Genomic DNA, 19,429 nt, shown 5'->3' with positions numbered 1-19,429 from the left:
GCGTTTGTCCGGCTCGTTCCGCTTCACATCTCAAACAGCCCGGACAAGCGGACGCAGCCTCGCGGCTGATAAGGCCCGAGTGATGCATCGGCATGTCCCTCGCCAAATGCAGAGGGCGCAGGGAAGGCCAGGCGTCGGCTGACGCCTGCGGCCCGCCTGCGAAAGAAATGCAGGCGGCAGGTACCACAGGTGCAGCCGGAAACGCCCGGCCTTCCCTGCGCGATGGCTTCACGCTTATACGCAGTCTCCCTGGTGCGCCGGCTTGTTGGCCACCATGATCCGCGCGATGCGCTCAGCACCGCACGAACGTGACACCAGCTTCGGGGTGTCAGGACGCTGCGACTTCGCGTCCGCGCCAAGCCGTTCGTCCGCGTATCCGAAGACACGCTGCGGCTCCATCGCGGCCATCGCCTCCCCGCCTCGCGTGTCGTGACGATCGCGCGCAACGCCCCTCCGCAGTGAGGCGGGATGGCGAGATAAAATCACGATTTCGGAAAAATCACAAGCGATTTATTTTTTTTAGAACCTTCCCCCTGGAAATCGGATCGAACATTGGCCTATGGCCCGTCAGGGAAGCCGCGCCCCCTCATTGAGGTCCGACCAGCGGAACGGTGCGCACTTGTTTGTATTTCGACCCCTGGCAGGCATCGAAGCCATCAACCGTGAGGCGGGGACTTCCTATATCCATCGCTACGGCTGCCGCAATGGCTCAAGCGGTCATCGTTGCGGTCGCGATCGGAATCTGATTGGATCACCTAACTCACATTCGAGCTAGGAATTGGGTAATCATAGTCCAACCTGCTTCATTGGAACTACAATGAGATATCTCTTACTTCTTTCGGTACTACTTTCCGGTACCGCCGCGGCAGAGGCCGCTCCGCAATCGAGTTGCGCAGCCAAGTTTATCGGTGACTGGCGACACTCAGGCAGTGGCAACAGAGGTACGCTACTCCCTGACGGCAGAGCATTGTGCAGCGAACACCCGGCTTGTGTCCAGGGTACGTGGACCTGCTCGGGAAACGTATTGACCTATACGAACAGCGCGGGGACATGGAACTACACGCTCGAGCCGGACGGAAAGTCCATGTCCACGAATGGCGGGGCCGCTACCGCTGTCCGCATCGGAGCGGTACCGGCAAACGCTCGTTCCCGGGATCTTGGCTCTGCAGCGAAGAATGTGACCGCTGACATTCTCGGCGTGGACAGAACGCAGCCGAATCCGGCAGCAACTCCCATTACCAAGCCCGTTGCCGAGCCACCATCAAGCGTAGTTCGACCGGCGCGGACAGTCAGTTCGGCCCTACAATCAGATCCAAGCCAGTGCGTGGTAGAGAAGGCGTGGCCGAAAGCTCCTGGGGTCAACTGGTACAGCCTGAAGAACAGCTGCAAGCGGCGGGTGACGTTGGATTATGACGACTGCGACCTAAATCTCAGCACGAACATGGTTCAGTGCTCAACAAAGACGCTCCCTCTTGCACCACGCAGCGAATTCGGCCCGGTGCCCAACCACAAGCACCCGCTCAACGCACGCGATTTCCGCTAGCAGCATCTCGAAACTCGACGGCCTAGCCCTATGCAGGGATAAGCGGAAACCCGTCCGTTGATCGCTTACCCCATGTACGCCAGCCCTCCACGCTGAAGCAGATGTGGGACAAACTTGGCCGGGCCGCGCCTCAAAACCAGATCTGCATCGGCACGCCATGCGCGTCGCGCGGCGCAGCTTCTTCCGGTACGCAGCCCGCGCAGTCGCGAGCGGCCAGCGCGACCGCGCAGGCGTCGAGGACGTCGTCGGGCTTGGCACCGGTGCCGATGCGGGCGCGAGTCATCCAGTCGTCGATGGCGGCGAAGCCTGCAGAAACTAACAAGTCGCGCCGCAGCCTGGCGCCATGATCCGTCTTCTTCGACGGCAACGGCGCGCCGTGGAGGCGAAGGAACACTAGCTCGGGATGCACCTCGCGAATGTCGCGATCGAGATGCGCGCGCACGAAGGCGTCGACCTCCATGATCTTTCGGCCGAGATGCCAGAGCTGGCGCGAGGCGCGCGTCTGCCCGCGCCGCGACGCCTCGATATTGGCCTCATCTGGGTCCTTGTAGTTCTCCCACAGCCAGCGCCGCGCGCCGGTGAACACGCGCGAGCGATGCGGCGCGAGTTTGTCGCGCGCGAGCTTGTCGCAGGTTCTGTTGCCGCCGTCGGTCATGCCGATGGGGATGTCGATCGCGGCGCGGGTAAAAGGAGCCGATAGTGCCGTCGAAACGTCGGCGGGAAAGGCGATGTCGCGCCGGTCGCCTGCAATCGACACCGCGACCCAGCCGCGGGAGAAGCCGTCGAGACCGATGATGCGGTTGGCGTGCATTACATCAGACTACCAGTTGCTTCGTTCAGCATCGTGCTCCTCTTGCCACGAACGCACGCTGAGTCCCACGGTAGTCGGAGCCGAGCTGGCCCCACAACAGCAGTGAGCTCCCCTCCCCCTTGCGGGGAGGGGTCGGGGGTGGGGGTCTCCGGGCGCTGAACGCTATGGGCGCGCACACACATCAACCACCAAACTATCGAGAGAGCGAGGTCGCATCGCGCTGCGTTTCCTCGCCCATCAGATAGAGCGCGACTCGTGGACCCCCACCCCCAACCCCTCCCCGCAAGGGGGAGGGGAGCGCACCGTCGGCGTGCGAATTCGGTTGCCACGCTACGCGCTCAGGCGAGATGGGCCTCCCCCATACACCAACGGGCGGGATCGCTCCCGGCCGCCGCAACAAACATCACGCCCGGCTCACCTCAGCCGAGGTTCAGCTCCTTGAAGAAGTCGTTGCCCTTGTCGTCGATGATGATGAAGGCCGGGAAGTCCACCACTTCGATGCGCCAGATGGCCTCCATGCCGAGCTCGGGATATTCGACGACCTCGACCTTCTTGATGCAGTGCTCGGCGAGGTTGGCCGCGGCGCCGCCGATCGAGCCGAGATAGAAGCCGCCGTGCTTCTTGCAGGCCTCGCGCACCGCCGGCGCGCGGTTGCCCTTGGCGACCATCACCATCGAGCCGCCGGCCGCCTGAAACTGGTCGACGAAGGAATCCATGCGGCCCGCGGTGGTCGGGCCGAACGCGCCGGAGGCGTAGCCGTCCGGGGTCTTGGCGGGGCCGGCGTAGTAGACCGGATGGTTCTTGAAGTAGTCCGGCAGCGGCTCGCCGCGGTCGAGACGCTCGCGCAGCTTGGCATGCGCGGCATCGCGCGCGACGATCATGGTGCCGGTCAGCGACAGCCGGGTCTTGATCGGGTTCTTCGACAGAGTGGCAAGGATGTCCTTCATCGGCTGGTTCAAGTCGATTTTCACGACCTCTCCGCCAAGCGCCTGCTCGACCTCCGGCAGATACTGCGCCGGATGATGCTCGAGCTCCTCGAGATAGACGCCGTCCCTGGTGATCTTGCCGAGCACCTGGCGGTCGGCCGAGCACGACACGCCGAGACCGATCGGCAACGACGCGCCGTGGCGCGGCATGCGGATGACGCGGACGTCATGGCAAAAGTACTTGCCGCCGAACTGCGCGCCGACGCCGAGCGACTGCGTCATCTTGTGGATTTCCTGCTCCATCTCGAGATCGCGGAAGGCATTGCCATCCGGGGAGCCCTGGGTCGGCAGCGCGTCGAGATAACGCGCAGACGCCAGCTTCACCGTCTTCATGCACAGCTCGGCCGAGGTGCCGCCGATCACGATGGCGAGGTGATAAGGCGGGCACGCCGCGGTGCCCAGCGTCAGGATCTTCTCCTTCAGGAACGCCAGCAGCCGGTCCTTGGTGAGCACCGAGGGCGTCGCCTGGAACAGAAAACTCTTGTTGGCCGAGCCGCCGCCCTTGGCCATGAACATGAACTTGTAGGCGTCCTCGCCCTCGGCATAGATCTCGGTCTGCGCCGGCATGTTGTTGGCGGTGTTCTTCTCCTCGTACATCGACAGCGGTGCGACCTGTGAGTAGCGCAGGTTCCGGCGCAAGTAGGCGTCGCGCGCGCCTTGCGACAGCGCCGCCTCGTCGTCGCCATCGGTGATGACGTTGCAGCCCTTCTTGCCCATGATGATCGCGGTGCCGGTATCCTGGCACATCGGCAGCACGCCGCCGGCGGAGATGTTGGCGTTCTTCAGGAAGTCGAGCGCGACGAACTTGTCGTTCGGGCTGGCCTCCGGATCCTCCAGGATGCTGCGCAGCTGCTTCAGATGGCCGGGACGCAGAAAGTGGTTGATCTCGCCGAACGCGGCTTCCGACAAGGTCCGCAGCGCCTCCCGCGACACCACCAGCATGTCGCGGCCCAAGACCTTCTCAACCCGCACGCCGTCGGTGGTGATCTTCTTGTAGGGCGTGGTGTCCGGCCCGAGCGGAAACAGCGGCGTGTGCTTGTAGGGCGGGACGGGCTTGGACTGGTCGGGAAAGGCGGTGGGCGCGTTCATGGCGAGCTCGTGGGGTTCTAGAAATGGCCGCCCAAAGCGGTCTTGACAGGTCTGATACGCTACCCGTCTGAAGCCTTGCAAGACATGTCTCGGCACAGCGGCAGAGGGGTACGATCATGGCAAGTTTTGTCCTGATTCCAGGAGGTTGGCACGGCGGCTGGATGTACGCTGCGCTCTCGGCCAGGCTCCAGCAGGCCGGCCATGACGCCTATGCGGTGACCTTGAGTGGATTGGAGCAGACACCGGCCCGCGCCGCCCATGCCGTCAATCTCGACACCCACATCGCTGACGTCATTGACCTGCTGACGATCGAGGACCTGTCCGAGGTCATCCTGTGCGCGCACAGCTATGGCGGCATGGTCGCGACCGGCGTCGCCGACCGCGTGCCGGAAAGGCTCGCCGCACTGATCTATCTCGATGCCTTCGCACCCGAGAACGGCCAGTCATGGTGGGATCTCGCCGGTGACGCGTATCGCCGGTTCGTGATCGAACGTGCCGGGCATGACGGGCTGACGGCGCTGCCGCGCGAAGGCTCCGATCCGCGCCGCCGGCCGCATCCGCTCGGGACCTTCATCCAGGCCCTGAAGCTCCACAGTCCGGCGCCGGCGGCTCTGCAGCGCACCTTCGTCTACGCCAGCGGATGGAGCGCGACGCCGTTCACCGCGCAATATGAGCGGCTGCGCAACGATCCCGCGTGGCGCGTGCACGCATTTGCGTGCGGGCACGATGTCGTGCAGCACGCACCCGACGAGACGTTCGACCTGCTGATCGAGACGGCCCGCGAGGTCGCCGCAACATGACGCCGCGACCGGCGCAATGTCGTACGGCGAGATCAATTGCGATCCGTCGCCGAATTATGTAACCTTAGATTGTTGACCTATTCATTTTCTTCCTGGAGGCGTCATGAAACGAGGTCTCTTCGTTGCCATCACAATTGCTCTTGCCCTGATCACCATGGCCCCCGGCAGCGCCGGCGCGGTCGGTCCCGGTCGTGCGTGCGGCGGATTTGCCGGCATCCCTTGCAATGCCGGTCTTTATTGCGAATTCCCGGCCGGCCAGTGTGGCCGGTTCGACATGATGGGTGTCTGCCGCCGAAAGCCGACGTTCTGCAATCGCATCTACATGCCGGTGTGCGGCTGCAACTTCCAGACCTACGGCAACGACTGCGAGCGCCGCGCCGCCGGCGTATCGCTGTCGCATCCGGGCCGCTGCTGGTTCTGACGAAGCGATCGCGCCACTGCCGCCGGCAGGTGACCGCGGCCCGTCAACACGCGGTCACGTCGGCCGACGATCTTGTGCGGCCGCGGCGCATCGCGCTTGCATGACCTCCGCGCGCAGGCTTCAATGGCGCGGGGGTATTTGGAATGCAGTCATCGCTTTGCTCATTTGGCCGCTTGGCCGGTTTTGTTTTTCTCGTTGCGTTGAGCAGCGCGCTGCTGCCGCAGGCCGCGCGGGCGGATCGCTGCGACGACCTCGCCAAGGAATTGAAGAACGGCATCGACGGCATCAAGATCGGCCAGACCGCGGCCGGCACCGTCTATCTCGCCCATCCCAAGGCGCGCGAGATCACGCTCGGCTGCTCATCGAAGAACGTCAGCAATCAATTGTTCGGAAAATCCGAGCGCAAGCCGACGCCGGCCTTCATCGAGCTGATGGCGAGCGCGGCGGCGATCGTGTTCACCTTGCCGAAGGACGACATGCAGCGCGGCGTCACACGCTGTTACCGCCGGCTCGGGATCTTCCGCGGCGACGACGTCGCCAGCCGCTACCGCCGGCTCGACATGCGCTGCGCCCGAACCAAGACCGAGTCCTCGATCACGATCAGCCGCAGCAAGGATCAATAGGCCGGTGTGACGCTACAGCCCGCCGTTTCTGCACCGACAGCAGCGACCCGTTCACTATTCGCCGCGCCACCGACAGTTGCAGACAATTCGAACGATCTGATTGACGAAGTTTTCGTGAGCGATGGCCACGCTTGTCGCAACACCAAGCGAGGAGCTGGACAATGTCCGTTTCGAGCGTTTCGTCGTCATCGCCGCCGCCCTCACCGCCGCCGATCTCGACCGAGACGACCAAGCCGCAGACCCAAGACACGCAGGCGCGGAACCAGACGCAGCAGAGCCAGGCCGTCAATCCCGCCAAGACCGGCGACGAGGCGGCCGCGGAGAAGCAGGCCTCGCGTCCGCCGCTGCCGCCCGGCCAGGGCACCCGCGTCGACATTCTCGCCTGACGATCCCACACCCTCAGGCCAACTTCGTATAGCGGCGGCGCCTCAGGCATCCGCCGCTATACGTGTGATGGCATCGCCGATACGACTCCACCCCTGTCCCATGATGTCGAACTGAAACTTGTTGCCCGGGAAGACGAAGCCGTCATGGACCATCCGCAGATGCGTGCCGCCCTCGGCCGCCGTCAACGTCCAGGTCACGACGCTGTCGAGCCGTAAGCCGTAGGCCGGATTGGAGTCCGAACCGCCCTTCCAGGAATAGCTCAGCAGATGCGGCGGCTCACAAGCGAGCACCTCGCAATGAACGACGCCATCCCAGTCGCCCACCGGCTTGGTGCGGAAGGTGAAGCGATGACCGGTGGCCGCGACGAAGTCGTTCGGCATCAACCATTTCGCGATCAGGTCGCTCGTGGTCAGCGTGCGCCAGATCTTGTCGGGCGAATGGGGCAGATGCTTCTCCACCACGATCGCATGCGCCTCACCCATCACTCGGTCTCCTTCAACAGTGCCTCGAGGCCGGCAATGCGCTCATGCCAGAATGCGCGGTAATGACCGAGCCAGTCGACCAGCGGCACCAGCCCTTTTGGCGCGACGCTGTAGTAGTTGTGGCGGCCGTCGCGCCGTTCGCTGACCAGCCCGGCGTCGCGCAGCGCCTTGAGATGCTGTGAGATCGCCGGCTGGGATACCCGCGAGCCCTGCACCAGGCCGGTGGCCGCCACCTCCCCCTCGCGCGCGATGCGCTCGAACACGGCCCGCCGCGTCGGGTCGGCAAGCGTCTTCATGACGGATGTCAACTGGGCTTCGACGGTCATAAGGAATGTATAAGCCAATGCTTATACATTGTCAACGGGTGGCGCCGCGGAGCCTCGCCTCACGCATCCAGCGCCTTGTAGTGGCGGAAGATGCCGTCCTCGTTGAAGGCGATGCGGCGCTCGCTGCCGAGATAGGCTGATATGTTGGGCCTGCTGGCGACGCGGTCATGCAGCGCGATGAGGCTCGGGATGTTGCGCTCGAACGCCATCATGCGCTTCGGGAACGCGTAGCGCAGGCCGGCGACGATCTGGAACAGCGACAGGTCCACATAAGTGAGCCGGCGCCCGGTGACGTAGGCGCCACCGCTTTTCGATAGGAGCTGCTCGAAATAGCCGAGGAATTTCGGCACCCGCTCGCTCCAGAACTCGGCGGTGCGCTTCCTGGCCGGCGCGCGCTGGTCCTCGTAGTACAGCGTCGGCCCCAGCGGATGATGCGTGTCATGGATCTCGACCACGAAGTCGGTCACGGTGAGCTGCAGCTGATGCACCCAGAGCTGGCCGGCTTCGGCCTTCGGCGCGAGCCCATGACGGCTGCCGAGGAACAGCAGGATGTTGGCGGTCTGGCCGATGACGCGGCGGCCCGCTCTCAGGAAGGGCGGAGCGAAGGGCGGCGTGTCGCTGACCGCCTCCATCATCGCCGTCATCGTAGCGATGCCGTCCTCGCGCGCGACGTCGCGATAGGCGGCGCCCGCCTCCTCCAGCGCGAGACGCACATATTCGCCGCGGCCCTGGATCATGGGCCAGTAGTAGAGCTCGTAACGCATCGGCCATCCTCGCAGTGATGCGCCCACACGTTCGGCTCGGACGACGTAACGGACGCGGTGTTCGTTCGCCGCGAAGCAGTATAGCAGCCTGCCACCGCCGGTGCTCGTCCGATCGACCGGGAACAGCCGCCATCGGGCTCGCGCGGGGGGGGAATTGTTGACAAGCAAAAGCGCCGCGGATTGCTCCGCGGCGCCTGATGAGGATCTCAAGTCAGGCTCAGCTGACCTGCTGGATTCCCGACAGCTGCCAATCGGCGCCGGCGTGGCGTAGGAAGGTCCAGATCTCCGTGACCTCCTGCGGCTGGTCGGAGCCCTCGACCACGCGACCCGAGGCGCGCTCGATGGTCTTGTCGGCCAAGGTGAAGCGCATCGCGACCGTGGCATAGTCGGCGCCATTCTCGCGCCAGGCTTCGGCGAGGTCACCCTGCAGCAGCTTCACGGCGCTGACCTTGTTGACCACCCCGCGGGCCTGGTTCTGCTCGAGATCGCGCTCGAAATACGAGGCCATCTCGGGCGTCGACAGCAGCCGCAGGCGGCCGACATCCTCGTTCGACCAGGCGGACTGGATCTCGCCGAGCAGCCGCTCGAACGCCTCGTAGTCGGCCGGCAGGATCTGCAGCGGCGGCGTGTTGCTGCCACCGCCGAAGCCGCCGAAACCACCAAGGCCGCTGAGGCCCGACCGCAAGCTCGGCTGGCCGTCGGTGGGCGTCGGCGCCGGGCCGGCGGCATAGGCCGGCTGGTTGCGGCGCTGCCACCAGGCCATCCCCATGCGCACCAGGAACACCACCAGCAGGACCTGGAGGATCAGGCCGATGATCGAAGCGAAGCCGCCGAGCCCGGAGAACAGCCCGCCGCCGAACAGCATGCCGAACAGGCCGGCGCCGAGGAAGCCGGCAGCGAGGCCGCCCAGCAGGCCGCCCGCGCGGCCGCCGAACAGCCCGCCACGCGCGGGCGCAGCCGTGTTGAAGCCGCCGGGCTGGCCCGGCTGGGTGATGGTGCGGTTGAACTGCGACGCCGATCCCGGCGCGGTCGCGGTCGGAGGCGGCGCGGAGAAGGTGCGCGTGCCGCGGGAGCCCGAGCTGGAGCCGCCGCCGATCCGGGCGTCGGCCGCCGAGACGGCGAGCACCGTCGGCAGCGCCAGTGAAAGGGCCACGGCCATCGCCTTGAGGAGGCCGCTTTTGCGCTGCATGAAGCTCATCTGTGTTTCCCATAACTCCCCGGAATGGGGATGCCTGTAAGATGGGCACAACCCGCGAAAAGGGAAGGCGGCACGAGGCCGCGCGGCTGCGGCGCGGGGTCGCGGGATGAACGCGCCCGGCCGGCTTGCCAAGGAATTTGCCAAGGAACTCCGGTAACCTATTGCGGCGCCATGGTTTCCTTGACCGCCGCCACGAGCTGGCTGAGCGTGAAGGGCTTCGGCAGGAACGCGAACTGCTGGTTCTCCGGCAGGCTCTTCTCGAACGCATCCTCGGCATAGCCCGAGACGAAGATGATCTTGATCTCCGGATTGCGCTCGCGCATCGCTTTGAGCAGCGTCGGCCCGTCCATCTCCGGCATCACGACGTCGGACACCACGAGATCGAGCACGCCGTCGCACTCGTCCAGCGCCTCCATCGCCTCGACGCCGTTCGACGCCTCGATCACGCTGTAGCCGCGCGAGCGCAGGCCGCGCGCGTTCAGCGCCCGCAGGCCCTCCTCGTCCTCGACCAGCAGGATGGTGCCCTGCCCGGTCAGGTCCGCGCGCGGCTTCGACGCTTCCGCGACGGCCGGCTCCTTGACGGCGCCGTTGGCCGCGTGCGGCTCGGCCTGGACCTCCGGCACGACGATGTGGCGCGGCAGGAAGATCTGGAACGAAGTCCCCTTGCCGACCTCGCTGTCGACGTAGATGAAGCCGCCGGTCTGCTTGATGATGCCGTAGACGGTCGACAGTCCGAGACCGGTGCCCTTGCCGACCTCCTTGGTCGAGAAGAACGGCTCGAAGATCTTCTCGCGGATCTCGGCCGGAATGCCGGTTCCGGTGTCACTGATCTCGATGCGGACGTAGTCGGCCACCGGCATGCCCTTGTAGGCGGCCTGCGCGACCTCGTCGGCCGAGACGTTGGCGGTGCGCACCGACAGCTTGCCGCCATCGGGCATCGCATCGCGGGCGTTGACCGCGAGATTCACGACCACCTGCTCGAACTGCGAGACGTCGACCTTGACCGGCCAAAGGTCGCGGCCGTGAACCAGGTCGAGCTTGACCTTCTCGCCGATCAGCCGACGCAACAGCATCGTCAGGTCGGACAGTGCGTCGCCGAGATCAAGCACCTGGGGCCGCAGGGTCTGGCGGCGCGAGAACGCGAGCAGCTGCCGCACCAGCGTCGCCGCGCGGGTCGCGTTCTGCTTGATCTGCATGATGTCCTGGAACGACGGGTCGGTCGGCTTGTGCGCGTTCAGCAGGAAGTCGTTGGCCATCATGATGGCCGAGAGCACGTTGTTGAAGTCGTGGGCGATGCCGCCGGCGAGCTGGCCGACCATCTCCATCTTCTGCGACTGGTTGATCTGGTTTTCCAGCGCGCGGCGCTCGGTGGTCTCGAGCAGATAGACGATCGCGGCCTCGGTCTCGCGCTCGTCCTCGTCGACGGCGGTGACGAAGAACTGGCCGAAGCGCTCCTTCGCGCCCTCCAGCATCACCTCGACCGGCGGAATGTCCGCCTGCCCTTCCGAGGCCTGGTTGATCGCGGCGATCAGCAGATGCCGGTCGCGCTGGCTGACGGTGCGGAAGATCGATTTCGCCGCGGCCACGTCGCCGCTGACGCTCTGCGCCAGCTTGGCATAGCGCGCATTGGCCCTGACCACGGCGCCGCCGCGGTCGACGGTGGCGATCGCCATCGGCGTATGGTCGAAGAAGCGCATGAAGCGCACCTCGGCGGCGCGCTCCGGATCGGAGCGCTCGTCGCGGGCGCGGCTGATGACCAGGGTGCGCGAGGCGCCCGGCTTGCCGTCGGCGCCGAAGGCGAGCTTGTGGTAGAGCCGCGCCGGCATGGTCTTGCCGCCGCGCATCTTCAGGTCGATGTCGAACACCTCGGTGCGGACCTCGCCGGGCACCGCAACGATCGAGGTCAGCAGCGACGCGCCGTCGCCGGAGACGACGTCGGCGAGCTTCAGCCCGCCCGAGCCGATCTCGGCGAGATCGTAGTCGAGCCAGTTGGCGAGCGTGGCATTGACGTAGACGAGGCTGCCTTCCGGATTGACCGAGAAGAAGCCGCACGGCGCATGGTCGAGATATTCGATCGCATGCTGCAGCTCCTGGAACACGTCCTCCTGGCGCTCGCGATCTCGGGTGATGTCGGCGATCGACCACACCGCGTAGCGGGCGTGGCGCTTGGTCTGGCCGAGCGGGCGCACGCGCATCCGCAGCCAGCGCCCCTGCGCGCCTTCGGCCGCGGTGATGCGCACCTCCTCCTGCTGCCGCTTGCCCTCGCGCGCCGCCTTGAGCAGGCGGAACACCGCTTCGGAGACATCGGGATTGCCGATGAAGACACGCTCGACGGGACGCGCCTCCTGCGCGGTCGCCGCTCCCGTCATGTTGAGATAGGCGGCGTTGGCGTAGACGACATGGCCGCGCGGATCGGTCACCGCGAGGCCATCGAAGGCGTGATCGGCGATCGCGCCCAACACCGGATCGTCGGTCGACTTGTCGGCGAAGCGGACGATGCCGGCGGCGAACGCGAACAGGTTGAACAGGCCGACGGTGGCGAGCAGCGACAGCAGGCCGAGAATATAGGGCTGCGCCTGGGCGCGGCCGATCGTCATCAGCGCGATCGCGACCGCGACGAGGCCGAACGCCACCAGCAGGATCAGCAGAATGCTGCCGCTGCGGCGCGGCCGCTCCGGCAGGCTCGCCTGATCCTGTAACCCATCGTTGTCGGAATCGGCGCTCATGGCTCGGGGACGCGACCTGTCGGCTGGGAGCCCCAGCCCGTTCGCGCGGCTCCCCCTTCCACCTGCCTGAATCGACGGGTCAAGCGCAAGCCCGTCAAGCCGATATTCCATGATTTATCCGTATTTTGCGGTCCGTCCATGGACCGAATCGATTGTCATTGCGGGCGCCCCGAGAGGTTGCGCCGCAGCCCCATCACGTAGCCGATGATCTCAGCGACGGCATGATAATGTTCCACCGGGATCTCCTCGTCGATCTCGACGGTGGCATAGAGCGCGCGCGCCAGTGGCACGTTCTCGACGATCGGGATGTCGTGCGCCTTGGCGACCTCCCGGATCTTGAAGGCGATGTTGTCGACGCCCTTGGCGACGCAGACCGGCGCCGACATGCCGCGCTCGTAGGACAGCGCGACCGAGTAGTGGGTCGGGTTGGTGATGATCACGGAGGCCTTGGGAACCGCGGCCATCATGCGCTTCTTCATGCGCTGCTGGCGGATCTGCCGGATGCGTCCCTTGACGTGCGGGTCGCCTTCCGACTGCTTGAACTCCTCCTTCATCTCCTGCACCGACATCTTCTGGCGCTCGTACCATTGCCGATACTGGAACAGGTAGTCGCCGATCGCGACCAGGGCGAGCAGCGCGACCACCGAGCCCATCAGATGCGTCGTCAGCGAGATCGTGACGCCGAGCAGCTCGCTGACGTCCATATGCAGCAGCGATTCGAGGCGCAGCCGCTCCGGCCACAGGATCATGACCATGACCGTGCCGAGCAGCACGAGCTTGAAGAGGCCCTTGGCGAAATTGGCCGCGGCCTGCTTGCCGAACAGCCGCTTGGCGCCGGCGAGCGGCGAGATCTTGCTCAGGCTCGGCTTCATCGGCTCGCCCGACCAGACCAGGCGATGCTGCATCATGTTGCCGGCGATCGCCGCCAGCATCACCATCAGGATCGGCACGCCGATCGCCGCGATCACGGCGAACGACAGGCTGCGCGCCAGCGCCAGCAGGCCGGCGCCGTCGGTGTGGATCATCCAGGAATTGGCGATCAGGTTGCGCATCGGCACCAGCACCGCGGTGCCGATCGAGCCCGAGAAGGTCGACATCACCAAGGTCGCGGAGGCGATCACGAACCAGGTGTTGAGCTCCTGGCTCTTGACGACGTCGCCGCGTTCGAGCGCCTGGTCCAGCCGTTTTTGCGTCGGGTCTTCTGTTTTGTCTTCGGAATCGGCCTCATCGGACATCGATCGGCCCCCTCACCGCGGCATCATCTCGTGCATGACGCCTTCGAAATAGCCGAGAAACGTTCCCATCATCGCGGTCAGGACCAGCGCGAAGATCAGGAAGCCGATCAGGATCGAGAGCGGCGCGCCGACGAAATAGACCTGCATCTGCGGCATCAGCCGCGCCAAGACGCCGAGCCCGATGTTGAAGACCAGGCCGAACACCAGGAACGGCGCCGATAATTGCAGACCGATCTTGAACGCCGCGGCAAACGCCTTGGTCGCCAGCGAGGCGACGTCGCCGCTCGGGATCAATTCGCCCGGCGCGAAGATCTTGTAGCTGTCGCTGAGTGCGGCGATCACCAGATGATGGCTGTCGGTCGAGAACAGCAGGGTCACGCCGAGCATGGTGAGGAAGTTGCCGATCAGGACGCCCTGCTGTCCCTGCGTCGGATCCACCGCGGTGACGAAGCCGAGTCCCATCTGCTGCGCGATCACGGAGCCCGCGACCTGCAGCGCCGACAGCGTCACCCGCGCCGTCGCGCCGAGCACGATGCCGATCACGATCTCGTGCACCATCATCACCAAGAGCGGCGACAACGCCTGCAGGTCGACCTGATAGGCCTGACGATGCAGCGGCAGCACGATCATCGTGAGCAGCAGCGCGGTCGCGAGCTTGATGCGGACGGGGATGTTGACCTCGCCGAGGCCCGGCAACAGCATCACCATGGCGCCGACGCGCGCGAAGGCCAGCATGAACACGGCGGCCAGCGCCGGAAGGAAGGATATATCGATGCGCATCGTCCGCCGTCACGGCCCTTTCGACCGCATGCTGGTGCGGCACGACGGTCTTTGAAGAGACAGCCTCCGAAGAGACAGCCTCCGACGAGGCAACCTGCGAAGAGGCAGCCTGCGAAGAGCTTGCCCGAAAGGCTGCCCGCGCGCGCCTGAAAGCGGCAGCGCCCCCCGCACTGCTCCTTACGACCGCTCGCAGCGCCCTCACGCAGGCCTGCCCTGCCGCCCCGGACATTGCCTCATCCGCCGATGATTCGCGACGAGATCCGCATCATGTGCGAATGCAGCGCATCGGCCATGAACGGCAGCGCCAGCAGCAGCGTCACGAAGATCGCGATGATCTTCGGCACGAACACCAGCGTCTGCTCCTGGATCTGCGTCAGCGCCTGGAACAGCGAGACGACCACGCCAACCACGAGGCCGACCACCATCAGCGGCGACGACACCAGCACGATGGTCCAGATCGCATCGCGCGCCACATCGAGCGTTTCAGCTCCCGTCATGTCCTGTCGTTCCTCACTGTCGATCGGCTCCGGTCCGGCACCCGCCTCATCGCGCGCGGTCGCGGCAGACGGCAAATCCCCTGGGCGCATCAGGCACGTGGCGGCCTGAAGCGTTACGAGCTGCGCCTAGATCGTCATCTTCATCACGTCTTCATAGGCCTGGATCACGCGGTCGCGCACCGACACCAGCGTCGACACCGCGACGTCGGTTTCGGCGACCGCCGTGACGACATCCATGACGTTTGCCTTGCCCGCGGCCATCGCGACCGCCTGACTGTCGGACTTGCGTCCGGCCTCCATCACGCTGCCGATCGCGTCCTTCAGCACCGCGCTGAATGACGGACCACCCTTGTCGGCGCCGTTGCCGCTACCGAGCACGTCGCGCACGCGCCCAAGGCTGCCGAAGGCACCGCTCGAGCCGCCGGTGTCGAGCACGCGCGCGGAATTCGCGTAGGCATTCGCTGCGGAGATTGGGGAGGCCATGACTTTCGTTCCTGTCCTAGGTCTTCAGAATGTCGAGCGTGCGCTGGATCATGCGGCGCGTGGCGCCGATGATGTTCAAATTCGCCTCGTAGGACCGCTGCGCATCACGCATGTCGGTCATCTCGATGAGCGGATTGACGTTGGGGTACTTGACATTGCCGGACGCGTCCGCGGCCGGGTTACTGGGGTCGTATTTGACGCGGAACGACGATTGATCGGGCACCACCTTGCCGAGTGCCACCACCTTGGCGTCGAGCGCACGATCGAGTGCCGAGGTGAATGTCGGGACCTTGCGGCGATACGGATCGCCGCCCGCCTTGGCAGCGGTCGAATCGGCATTGGCGATGTTCTCGGAAATGACGCGCATACGTCCCGCCTGCGCACGCAGGCCGGAGGTCGCGATGCTCATCGAGCGGAGGAAATCGCTGGAGTCGTTTGCCATGCTTGTCGGTCTCTGTCCTTAACCCGAGCTCAGCCCTTGCCGATCGCCGTCTTCAACAGATGCAGGCTCTTGCCGTACAACGAGGTCGCCGCGGCGTAGTCCATCTGGTTGGCGGAGACCTTCAGCATCTCCTCTTCGAGGCTCACCGCGTTGCCGGCGGGCCTCGTCTGAAATCCGACCTTGCGGTTCTGGTCGAAGCTCGCGCTCTCGCCCGACGACGGGGCGATGTGCGCGGTGCTGGTCCGGGTCAGCGACAGCGGCGCAAAGCCGCCGACCGCCTGGCCGGTTGAATCGAACTTCGGCTCAACCAGATCCTTCGGCTTGAAGTTTGGCGTATCCGAATTGGACACGTTCTCGGACAGCACGCGCTGGCGCTCCTGATGCCATTGCATCTTGGTCCGCAACGCCGACAACACGGGGAGATCGTTGATGGACATGGCGCTGCTCGGTTGTGTCCGACTACCGGACGGTTTGGGTAGGTAGAAATTGCCGTGCATATGGTTAACAGGGAGTTAAGAAAGGGTGCGATGCCCACCGGGACTATCCCGGTGTCTTGACGAATTCTTAGGAAACTGCCGGGGTCCCAGCTGACCGATGCATCATTCCGGGACGGCGCGGCTCGCCAAGAAGTCGTTTTGGCCCGGCCGATTCATGGGTTATTAAGAGGCGGAGCGGCAGTTCCTGCCGTCATGCGTTAACAGGTTGGTTCCGGTTCTGAAGCTCCGTTCGCTGCCGGCGATGCGTTGGACAGACGAAAGACTTCGAAAGGACGCGGTATTTGCCGGGGACAGAGATGCAGGCACTGACGTTCTTTTTTGCATTCGTGGCGGTGCTGGCGCTGATCGGCCTCGCCGCTTGGCTGGTCCGTCGATTCGCGGGCAATCGTCTCGGGACCAACCCGAATCGCGGCCGCATGCCCCGGCTTGCCGTGATCGATGCCGCCGCCGTCGATGGCCGCCGCCGTCTCGTGCTCGTGCGCCGTGATAACATAGAGCATCTTCTGATGATCGGCGGGCCGACCGACATCGTGGTCGAATCCAATATCGTGCGGGCCATGCCGGCGCGCGAGCAATTGCCACAGCGGCCGGGCATCAGTGCCGAGCCACCGGCGGCTCGCATCGCGCCGCTGCCGGATGCGCCGTCCTGGGCCGACAACGAGCCGAAGACCGAGGCCGCCGAGCATGCCGAGTTGCAGATGTCGGAGCCGCCGCAGCGCCCGATGCGGCCGTCGTTCATCGATGAGGTTCGCCGCACGGCGCCGACTGCCGCAGAGCGGCGTGAGCCGGCACCGGCATTTCCGCCGGAACCACCGCTCCCTCCGCGCCGTCCCGATCCCCGCCAGGACCTCCGGGCGGACGTCCGTGGAGAACCGCGCGGCGGAGACGAAGCCCGCCTGGAGCCGCGCCCCGAGCGGGTGGCCCGCGGTGAACCAGTGATGCCGCGCCCGTTGCGCCCCGCCGAGCCGCAGCGTCAGGCCGAGGCGCAGCGCCCTTCCGAGGGGCCCCGGCTGCCGCCGGTGCGGAGCGCTGAGCGCGCAGCCGAGCGCGTCGAGCGCGCGGCGGCGCCGCCGCTGCCGCCGGTGGCCCAGATGCCGCCGCCCCCGCCCCCGGCTGCCCCGCCGCCCGCAGCGGCCGATTCGAGCGCCGAAGCCAATCTGGCCGAGATGGCGCAACGGCTCGAGGCCGCGCTGCGGCGTCCATCAGCCGATCCGTCGGCTGCTCCGGCCTCGGGTCCCCCGGCGCTCCGGGCGGCCGCGCGCAACGAGCCGCCTGCGGCGCAGGCCGCGCCGGTCAAGACCAGCTTCGAGAATCTGGAGGACGAGATGGCCTCGCTGCTCGGACGTCCGAAGTCGTCTCAGTGAGATCGCTGCTTCCCCCGCGTAGAGTTGTCTTCACCGCTGTTCTGACTGCCGCCGGTTTACTGGCGGGACGTGCTGCTGCGCAGGACATCAGCATCAATCTCGGCGCCGGCGGTGGCGGCGTCACCGAACGCGCGGTCCAACTGATCGCGCTGCTCACGGTGTTGTCGATCGCGCCGTCGATCCTGATCATGATGACGTCGTTCACGCGCATCGTGGTCGTGCTGTCGCTGCTGCGCACGGCGATGGGCACAGCGACCGCGCCGCCCAACTCGGTCATCATCGCGCTTGCGATGTTCCTCACGGCATTCGTGATGGGCCCGGTGCTGCAGAAATCCTATGATGACGGCATCCGGCCCCTGGTGGAAAACCAGATCGGCGTCGAGGACGCGCTGCAGCGCGCCTCGGTGCCCCTGCGCGGCTTCATGCAGAAGAACGTGCGCGAAAAGGACCTGAAGCTGTTCATGGACCTCTCCGGCGAGCCGCCGCCGGCGACGCCCGACGACCTGTCGCTGCGCATCCTGGTGCCGGCTTTCATGATCTCCGAGCTCAAGCGCGCCTTCGAGATCGGTTTCCTGCTGTTCCTACCCTTCCTGATCATCGACCTCGTGGTCGCGTCGGTCTTGATGTCGATGGGCATGATGATGCTGCCGCCGGTCGTGGTGTCGCTGCCGTTCAAGCTGATCTTCTTCGTGCTGGTCGACGGCTGGTCGCTGGTGGCCGGCAGCCTGGTGCAGAGCTACGGCGGGTAGGTTTCACCTCTCGGTGTGAGCGAAAGCCAGTCGGTCGTGACTTTCCATTGACACGTGCCCTCGATCAGTTCGCCCGGATTGGGCTCGCGACGGGGCGCGATGTGGGAGAGCCGCGCAACTCGATGCGAGCTCGCTGTATGATGTGCCAGCCACCGCTCGAACCAAGCGCGGCCATGATCGCCGCCACAATGAGATCCGGCCATGCCGTGCCGGTGCCGAACACACCGGCTGCGGCCGCGAGTACGGCGACGTTGCCGATCGCATCGTTCCGGGAGCAGATCCAGACCGACCTCATATTCGCGTCGCCGATCCGGAAGCGGTAGAGCATGAGGGCCACGCCCGCATTGGCGACAAGGGCGAGCATGCCGACGATCCCCATCGCCTTCGCCTCCGGGAGGGTGCCGGTCATTGCGTGCCAGACAGTGGAGGCAAGGACAAGGACGCCAAGCAGGACGAGCGACCAGCCCTTCAGAAGGGCGGCGCGCGCTCGCCAGCTCAGCGCCAGTCCCGCCACTCCGAGGCTGATCGCATAGTTGGCCGTATCACCGAGGAAGTCGATCGCGTCCGCCTGCAGCGAGGCCGACCCGGCCGCCACGCCTGCTGCGATCTCCGTCAAAAACATGGCTCCGTTGATAGCCAGCGCAATCCAGAGCGCACGACGCCAGCGGGGGCTGTCCAGTTCCCTCGGAGGGGAAGAGGAACAGCAGTCGTCATGACAACCAGGCATATCGTCGCCTCTTACAAGATGATGCGACGTCCTATATGGACCCTGTAGCCACTATAGGGTCAAGCCATGTCACGACTGACCATCGGCGACCTCGCGAAGCGGACCGGCACCAAAGTCGAAACGATCCGCTATTATGAGCGGATCGGTCTGCTACCTCTTCCGGCGAGAACCGAGGGCAATTACCGAGCCTATGACAACGACCAACTGGGGCGACTGAGCTTCATCCGGCGTGCCCGCGACTTGGGCTTCTCCATCGACCAGGTTCGTGACCTGCTGGACCTCGCCGATCAGCGAGACCGCTCGTGCGACGCGGTCGACGTCATCGCCGGCCAACACCTGGCAGAGATCGAACGCAAGATCGCGGACCTCGTGGCGCTGCGCGACGAGCTTGCCGATGTCATCGGGCGCTGCAAGCACGGCACCGTTGCCGACTGCCGCATCATCGAAGCGCTTGCGCCGCGTCGCTCTGACTGAGCGAACAAGACAATGGCGTCGCAAG

At 65.5% G+C, this 19,429-nt stretch carries 21 protein-coding genes; 7 read left to right on the top strand and 14 right to left on the bottom strand.

Going from position 1 to position 19,429, the window contains the following annotated elements:
- Positions 1 to 1,673: 1,673 nt before the first annotated feature.
- A complete protein-coding gene (locus tag ACQR03_RS27425) occupies positions 1,674 to 2,354 on the bottom strand; it encodes a DUF429 domain-containing protein (RefSeq protein ID WP_315753125.1) in 681 nt (226 codons plus the stop codon).
- A gap of 419 nt (positions 2,355 to 2,773) precedes the next feature.
- The gene (locus tag ACQR03_RS27420; protein ID WP_315753126.1) at positions 2,774 to 4,429 is read right to left on the bottom strand and encodes a fumarate hydratase; all 1,656 of its coding nucleotides are present in this window, start codon (positions 4,427 to 4,429) and stop codon (positions 2,774 to 2,776) included.
- 116 nt (positions 4,430 to 4,545) lie between these two features.
- On the opposite strand from ACQR03_RS27420, the gene ACQR03_RS27415 reads away from it, so the two are divergent.
- The 4 genes from ACQR03_RS27415 (at position 4,546) to ACQR03_RS27400 (ending at position 6,659) form a co-directional block, all read left to right on the top strand.
- The gene (locus tag ACQR03_RS27415; RefSeq protein ID WP_315753127.1) at positions 4,546 to 5,229 is read left to right on the top strand and encodes an alpha/beta fold hydrolase; all 684 of its coding nucleotides are present in this window, start codon (positions 4,546 to 4,548) and stop codon (positions 5,227 to 5,229) included.
- Between the two features lie 103 nt (positions 5,230 to 5,332).
- On the top strand, positions 5,333 to 5,650 hold the full coding sequence (locus tag ACQR03_RS27410) for a hypothetical protein (protein WP_315753128.1): 318 nt from the start codon (positions 5,333 to 5,335) through the stop codon (positions 5,648 to 5,650).
- A gap of 143 nt (positions 5,651 to 5,793) precedes the next feature.
- Positions 5,794 to 6,273, top strand: coding sequence for a hypothetical protein (locus tag ACQR03_RS27405; RefSeq protein ID WP_315753129.1), 480 nt, complete (start codon positions 5,794 to 5,796; stop codon positions 6,271 to 6,273).
- Positions 6,274 to 6,434: 161 nt separating this feature from the next.
- Positions 6,435 to 6,659: a hypothetical protein gene (locus ACQR03_RS27400; protein ID WP_315716033.1), complete on the top strand. Its 225-nt coding sequence runs from the start codon at positions 6,435 to 6,437 to the stop codon at positions 6,657 to 6,659.
- 42 nt (positions 6,660 to 6,701) lie between these two features.
- Here ACQR03_RS27400 and ACQR03_RS27395 read toward each other — a convergent pair whose 3' ends face one another.
- From ACQR03_RS27395 to flgB, 11 genes are all read right to left on the bottom strand, one after another.
- Entirely contained in the window at positions 6,702 to 7,142 is a 441-nt protein-coding gene (locus tag ACQR03_RS27395; RefSeq protein WP_315753130.1) for an SRPBCC family protein, read from the bottom strand.
- Positions 7,142 to 7,468, bottom strand: coding sequence for an ArsR/SmtB family transcription factor (locus ACQR03_RS27390; protein ID WP_315716031.1), 327 nt, complete (start codon positions 7,466 to 7,468; stop codon positions 7,142 to 7,144). Before ACQR03_RS27390 ends, ACQR03_RS27395 begins: the two co-directional genes overlap by 1 nt.
- Before the next feature lie 59 nt (positions 7,469 to 7,527).
- Complete coding sequence (locus tag ACQR03_RS27385) at positions 7,528 to 8,232, bottom strand: glutathione S-transferase (RefSeq protein WP_315753131.1); 705 nt, start codon at positions 8,230 to 8,232, stop codon at positions 7,528 to 7,530.
- A 217-nt stretch (positions 8,233 to 8,449) separates the two neighbouring features.
- On the bottom strand, positions 8,450 to 9,421 hold the full coding sequence (locus tag ACQR03_RS27380; protein WP_315753151.1) for a Tim44 domain-containing protein: 972 nt from the start codon (positions 9,419 to 9,421) through the stop codon (positions 8,450 to 8,452).
- A 167-nt stretch (positions 9,422 to 9,588) separates the two neighbouring features.
- Positions 9,589 to 12,156 carry a cell cycle histidine kinase CckA gene (gene cckA / locus ACQR03_RS27375; RefSeq protein ID WP_434842007.1) on the bottom strand — a complete coding sequence of 856 codons (2,568 nt, stop codon included), beginning with the start codon at positions 12,154 to 12,156 and terminating at the stop codon, positions 9,589 to 9,591.
- A gap of 155 nt (positions 12,157 to 12,311) precedes the next feature.
- A complete protein-coding gene (flhB, locus tag ACQR03_RS27370; protein WP_434842006.1) occupies positions 12,312 to 13,391 on the bottom strand; it encodes a flagellar biosynthesis protein FlhB in 1,080 nt (359 codons plus the stop codon).
- A 12-nt stretch (positions 13,392 to 13,403) separates the two neighbouring features.
- Entirely contained in the window at positions 13,404 to 14,171 is a 768-nt protein-coding gene (gene fliR, locus ACQR03_RS27365) for a flagellar biosynthetic protein FliR (RefSeq protein ID WP_315716025.1), read from the bottom strand.
- A gap of 233 nt (positions 14,172 to 14,404) precedes the next feature.
- Positions 14,405 to 14,668, bottom strand: coding sequence for a flagellar biosynthesis protein FliQ (fliQ, locus tag ACQR03_RS27360; RefSeq protein WP_008965881.1), 264 nt, complete (start codon positions 14,666 to 14,668; stop codon positions 14,405 to 14,407).
- A gap of 126 nt (positions 14,669 to 14,794) precedes the next feature.
- Positions 14,795 to 15,151, bottom strand: coding sequence for a flagellar hook-basal body complex protein FliE (gene fliE / locus ACQR03_RS27355; RefSeq protein WP_315716024.1), 357 nt, complete (start codon positions 15,149 to 15,151; stop codon positions 14,795 to 14,797).
- Between the two features lie 16 nt (positions 15,152 to 15,167).
- Positions 15,168 to 15,593 (bottom strand): flagellar basal body rod protein FlgC, encoded by a 426-nt coding sequence (gene flgC, locus ACQR03_RS27350; RefSeq protein ID WP_315716023.1) that lies wholly within the window; start codon positions 15,591 to 15,593, stop codon positions 15,168 to 15,170.
- 29 nt (positions 15,594 to 15,622) lie between these two features.
- A complete protein-coding gene (flgB, locus tag ACQR03_RS27345; protein ID WP_315716022.1) occupies positions 15,623 to 16,030 on the bottom strand; it encodes a flagellar basal body rod protein FlgB in 408 nt (135 codons plus the stop codon).
- A 356-nt stretch (positions 16,031 to 16,386) separates the two neighbouring features.
- Between flgB and ACQR03_RS27340 the strand changes: the two genes are divergently transcribed.
- Positions 16,387 to 17,454, top strand: a complete 1,068-nt coding sequence (locus ACQR03_RS27340; protein WP_315753135.1) for a flagellar biosynthetic protein FliO — start codon at positions 16,387 to 16,389, stop codon at positions 17,452 to 17,454.
- Positions 17,451 to 18,203: a flagellar type III secretion system pore protein FliP gene (fliP, locus tag ACQR03_RS27335; RefSeq protein WP_315716020.1), complete on the top strand. Its 753-nt coding sequence runs from the start codon at positions 17,451 to 17,453 to the stop codon at positions 18,201 to 18,203. The genes ACQR03_RS27340 and fliP overlap by 4 nt, the downstream gene beginning before the upstream one ends.
- Before the next feature lie 64 nt (positions 18,204 to 18,267).
- Here the strand turns inward: fliP and ACQR03_RS27330 are convergent, their stop codons facing one another.
- Entirely contained in the window at positions 18,268 to 18,930 is a 663-nt protein-coding gene (locus tag ACQR03_RS27330) for a cation transporter (RefSeq protein ID WP_315753136.1), read from the bottom strand.
- Between the two features lie 66 nt (positions 18,931 to 18,996).
- Between ACQR03_RS27330 and ACQR03_RS27325 the strand changes: the two genes are divergently transcribed.
- The gene (locus tag ACQR03_RS27325) at positions 18,997 to 19,404 is read left to right on the top strand and encodes a MerR family transcriptional regulator (RefSeq protein WP_315753137.1); all 408 of its coding nucleotides are present in this window, start codon (positions 18,997 to 18,999) and stop codon (positions 19,402 to 19,404) included.
- The last annotated feature ends 25 nt before the right edge of the window (positions 19,405 to 19,429 follow it).

The organism is Bradyrhizobium sp. HKCCYLS3070 (assembly GCF_051167575.1).
In the GTDB taxonomy this organism is placed as follows: Bacteria; Pseudomonadota; Alphaproteobacteria; order Rhizobiales; family Xanthobacteraceae; genus Bradyrhizobium.
Note: the sequence above shows the minus strand (reverse complement) of the source record. Positions and strands in the feature narration are given on the sequence as shown.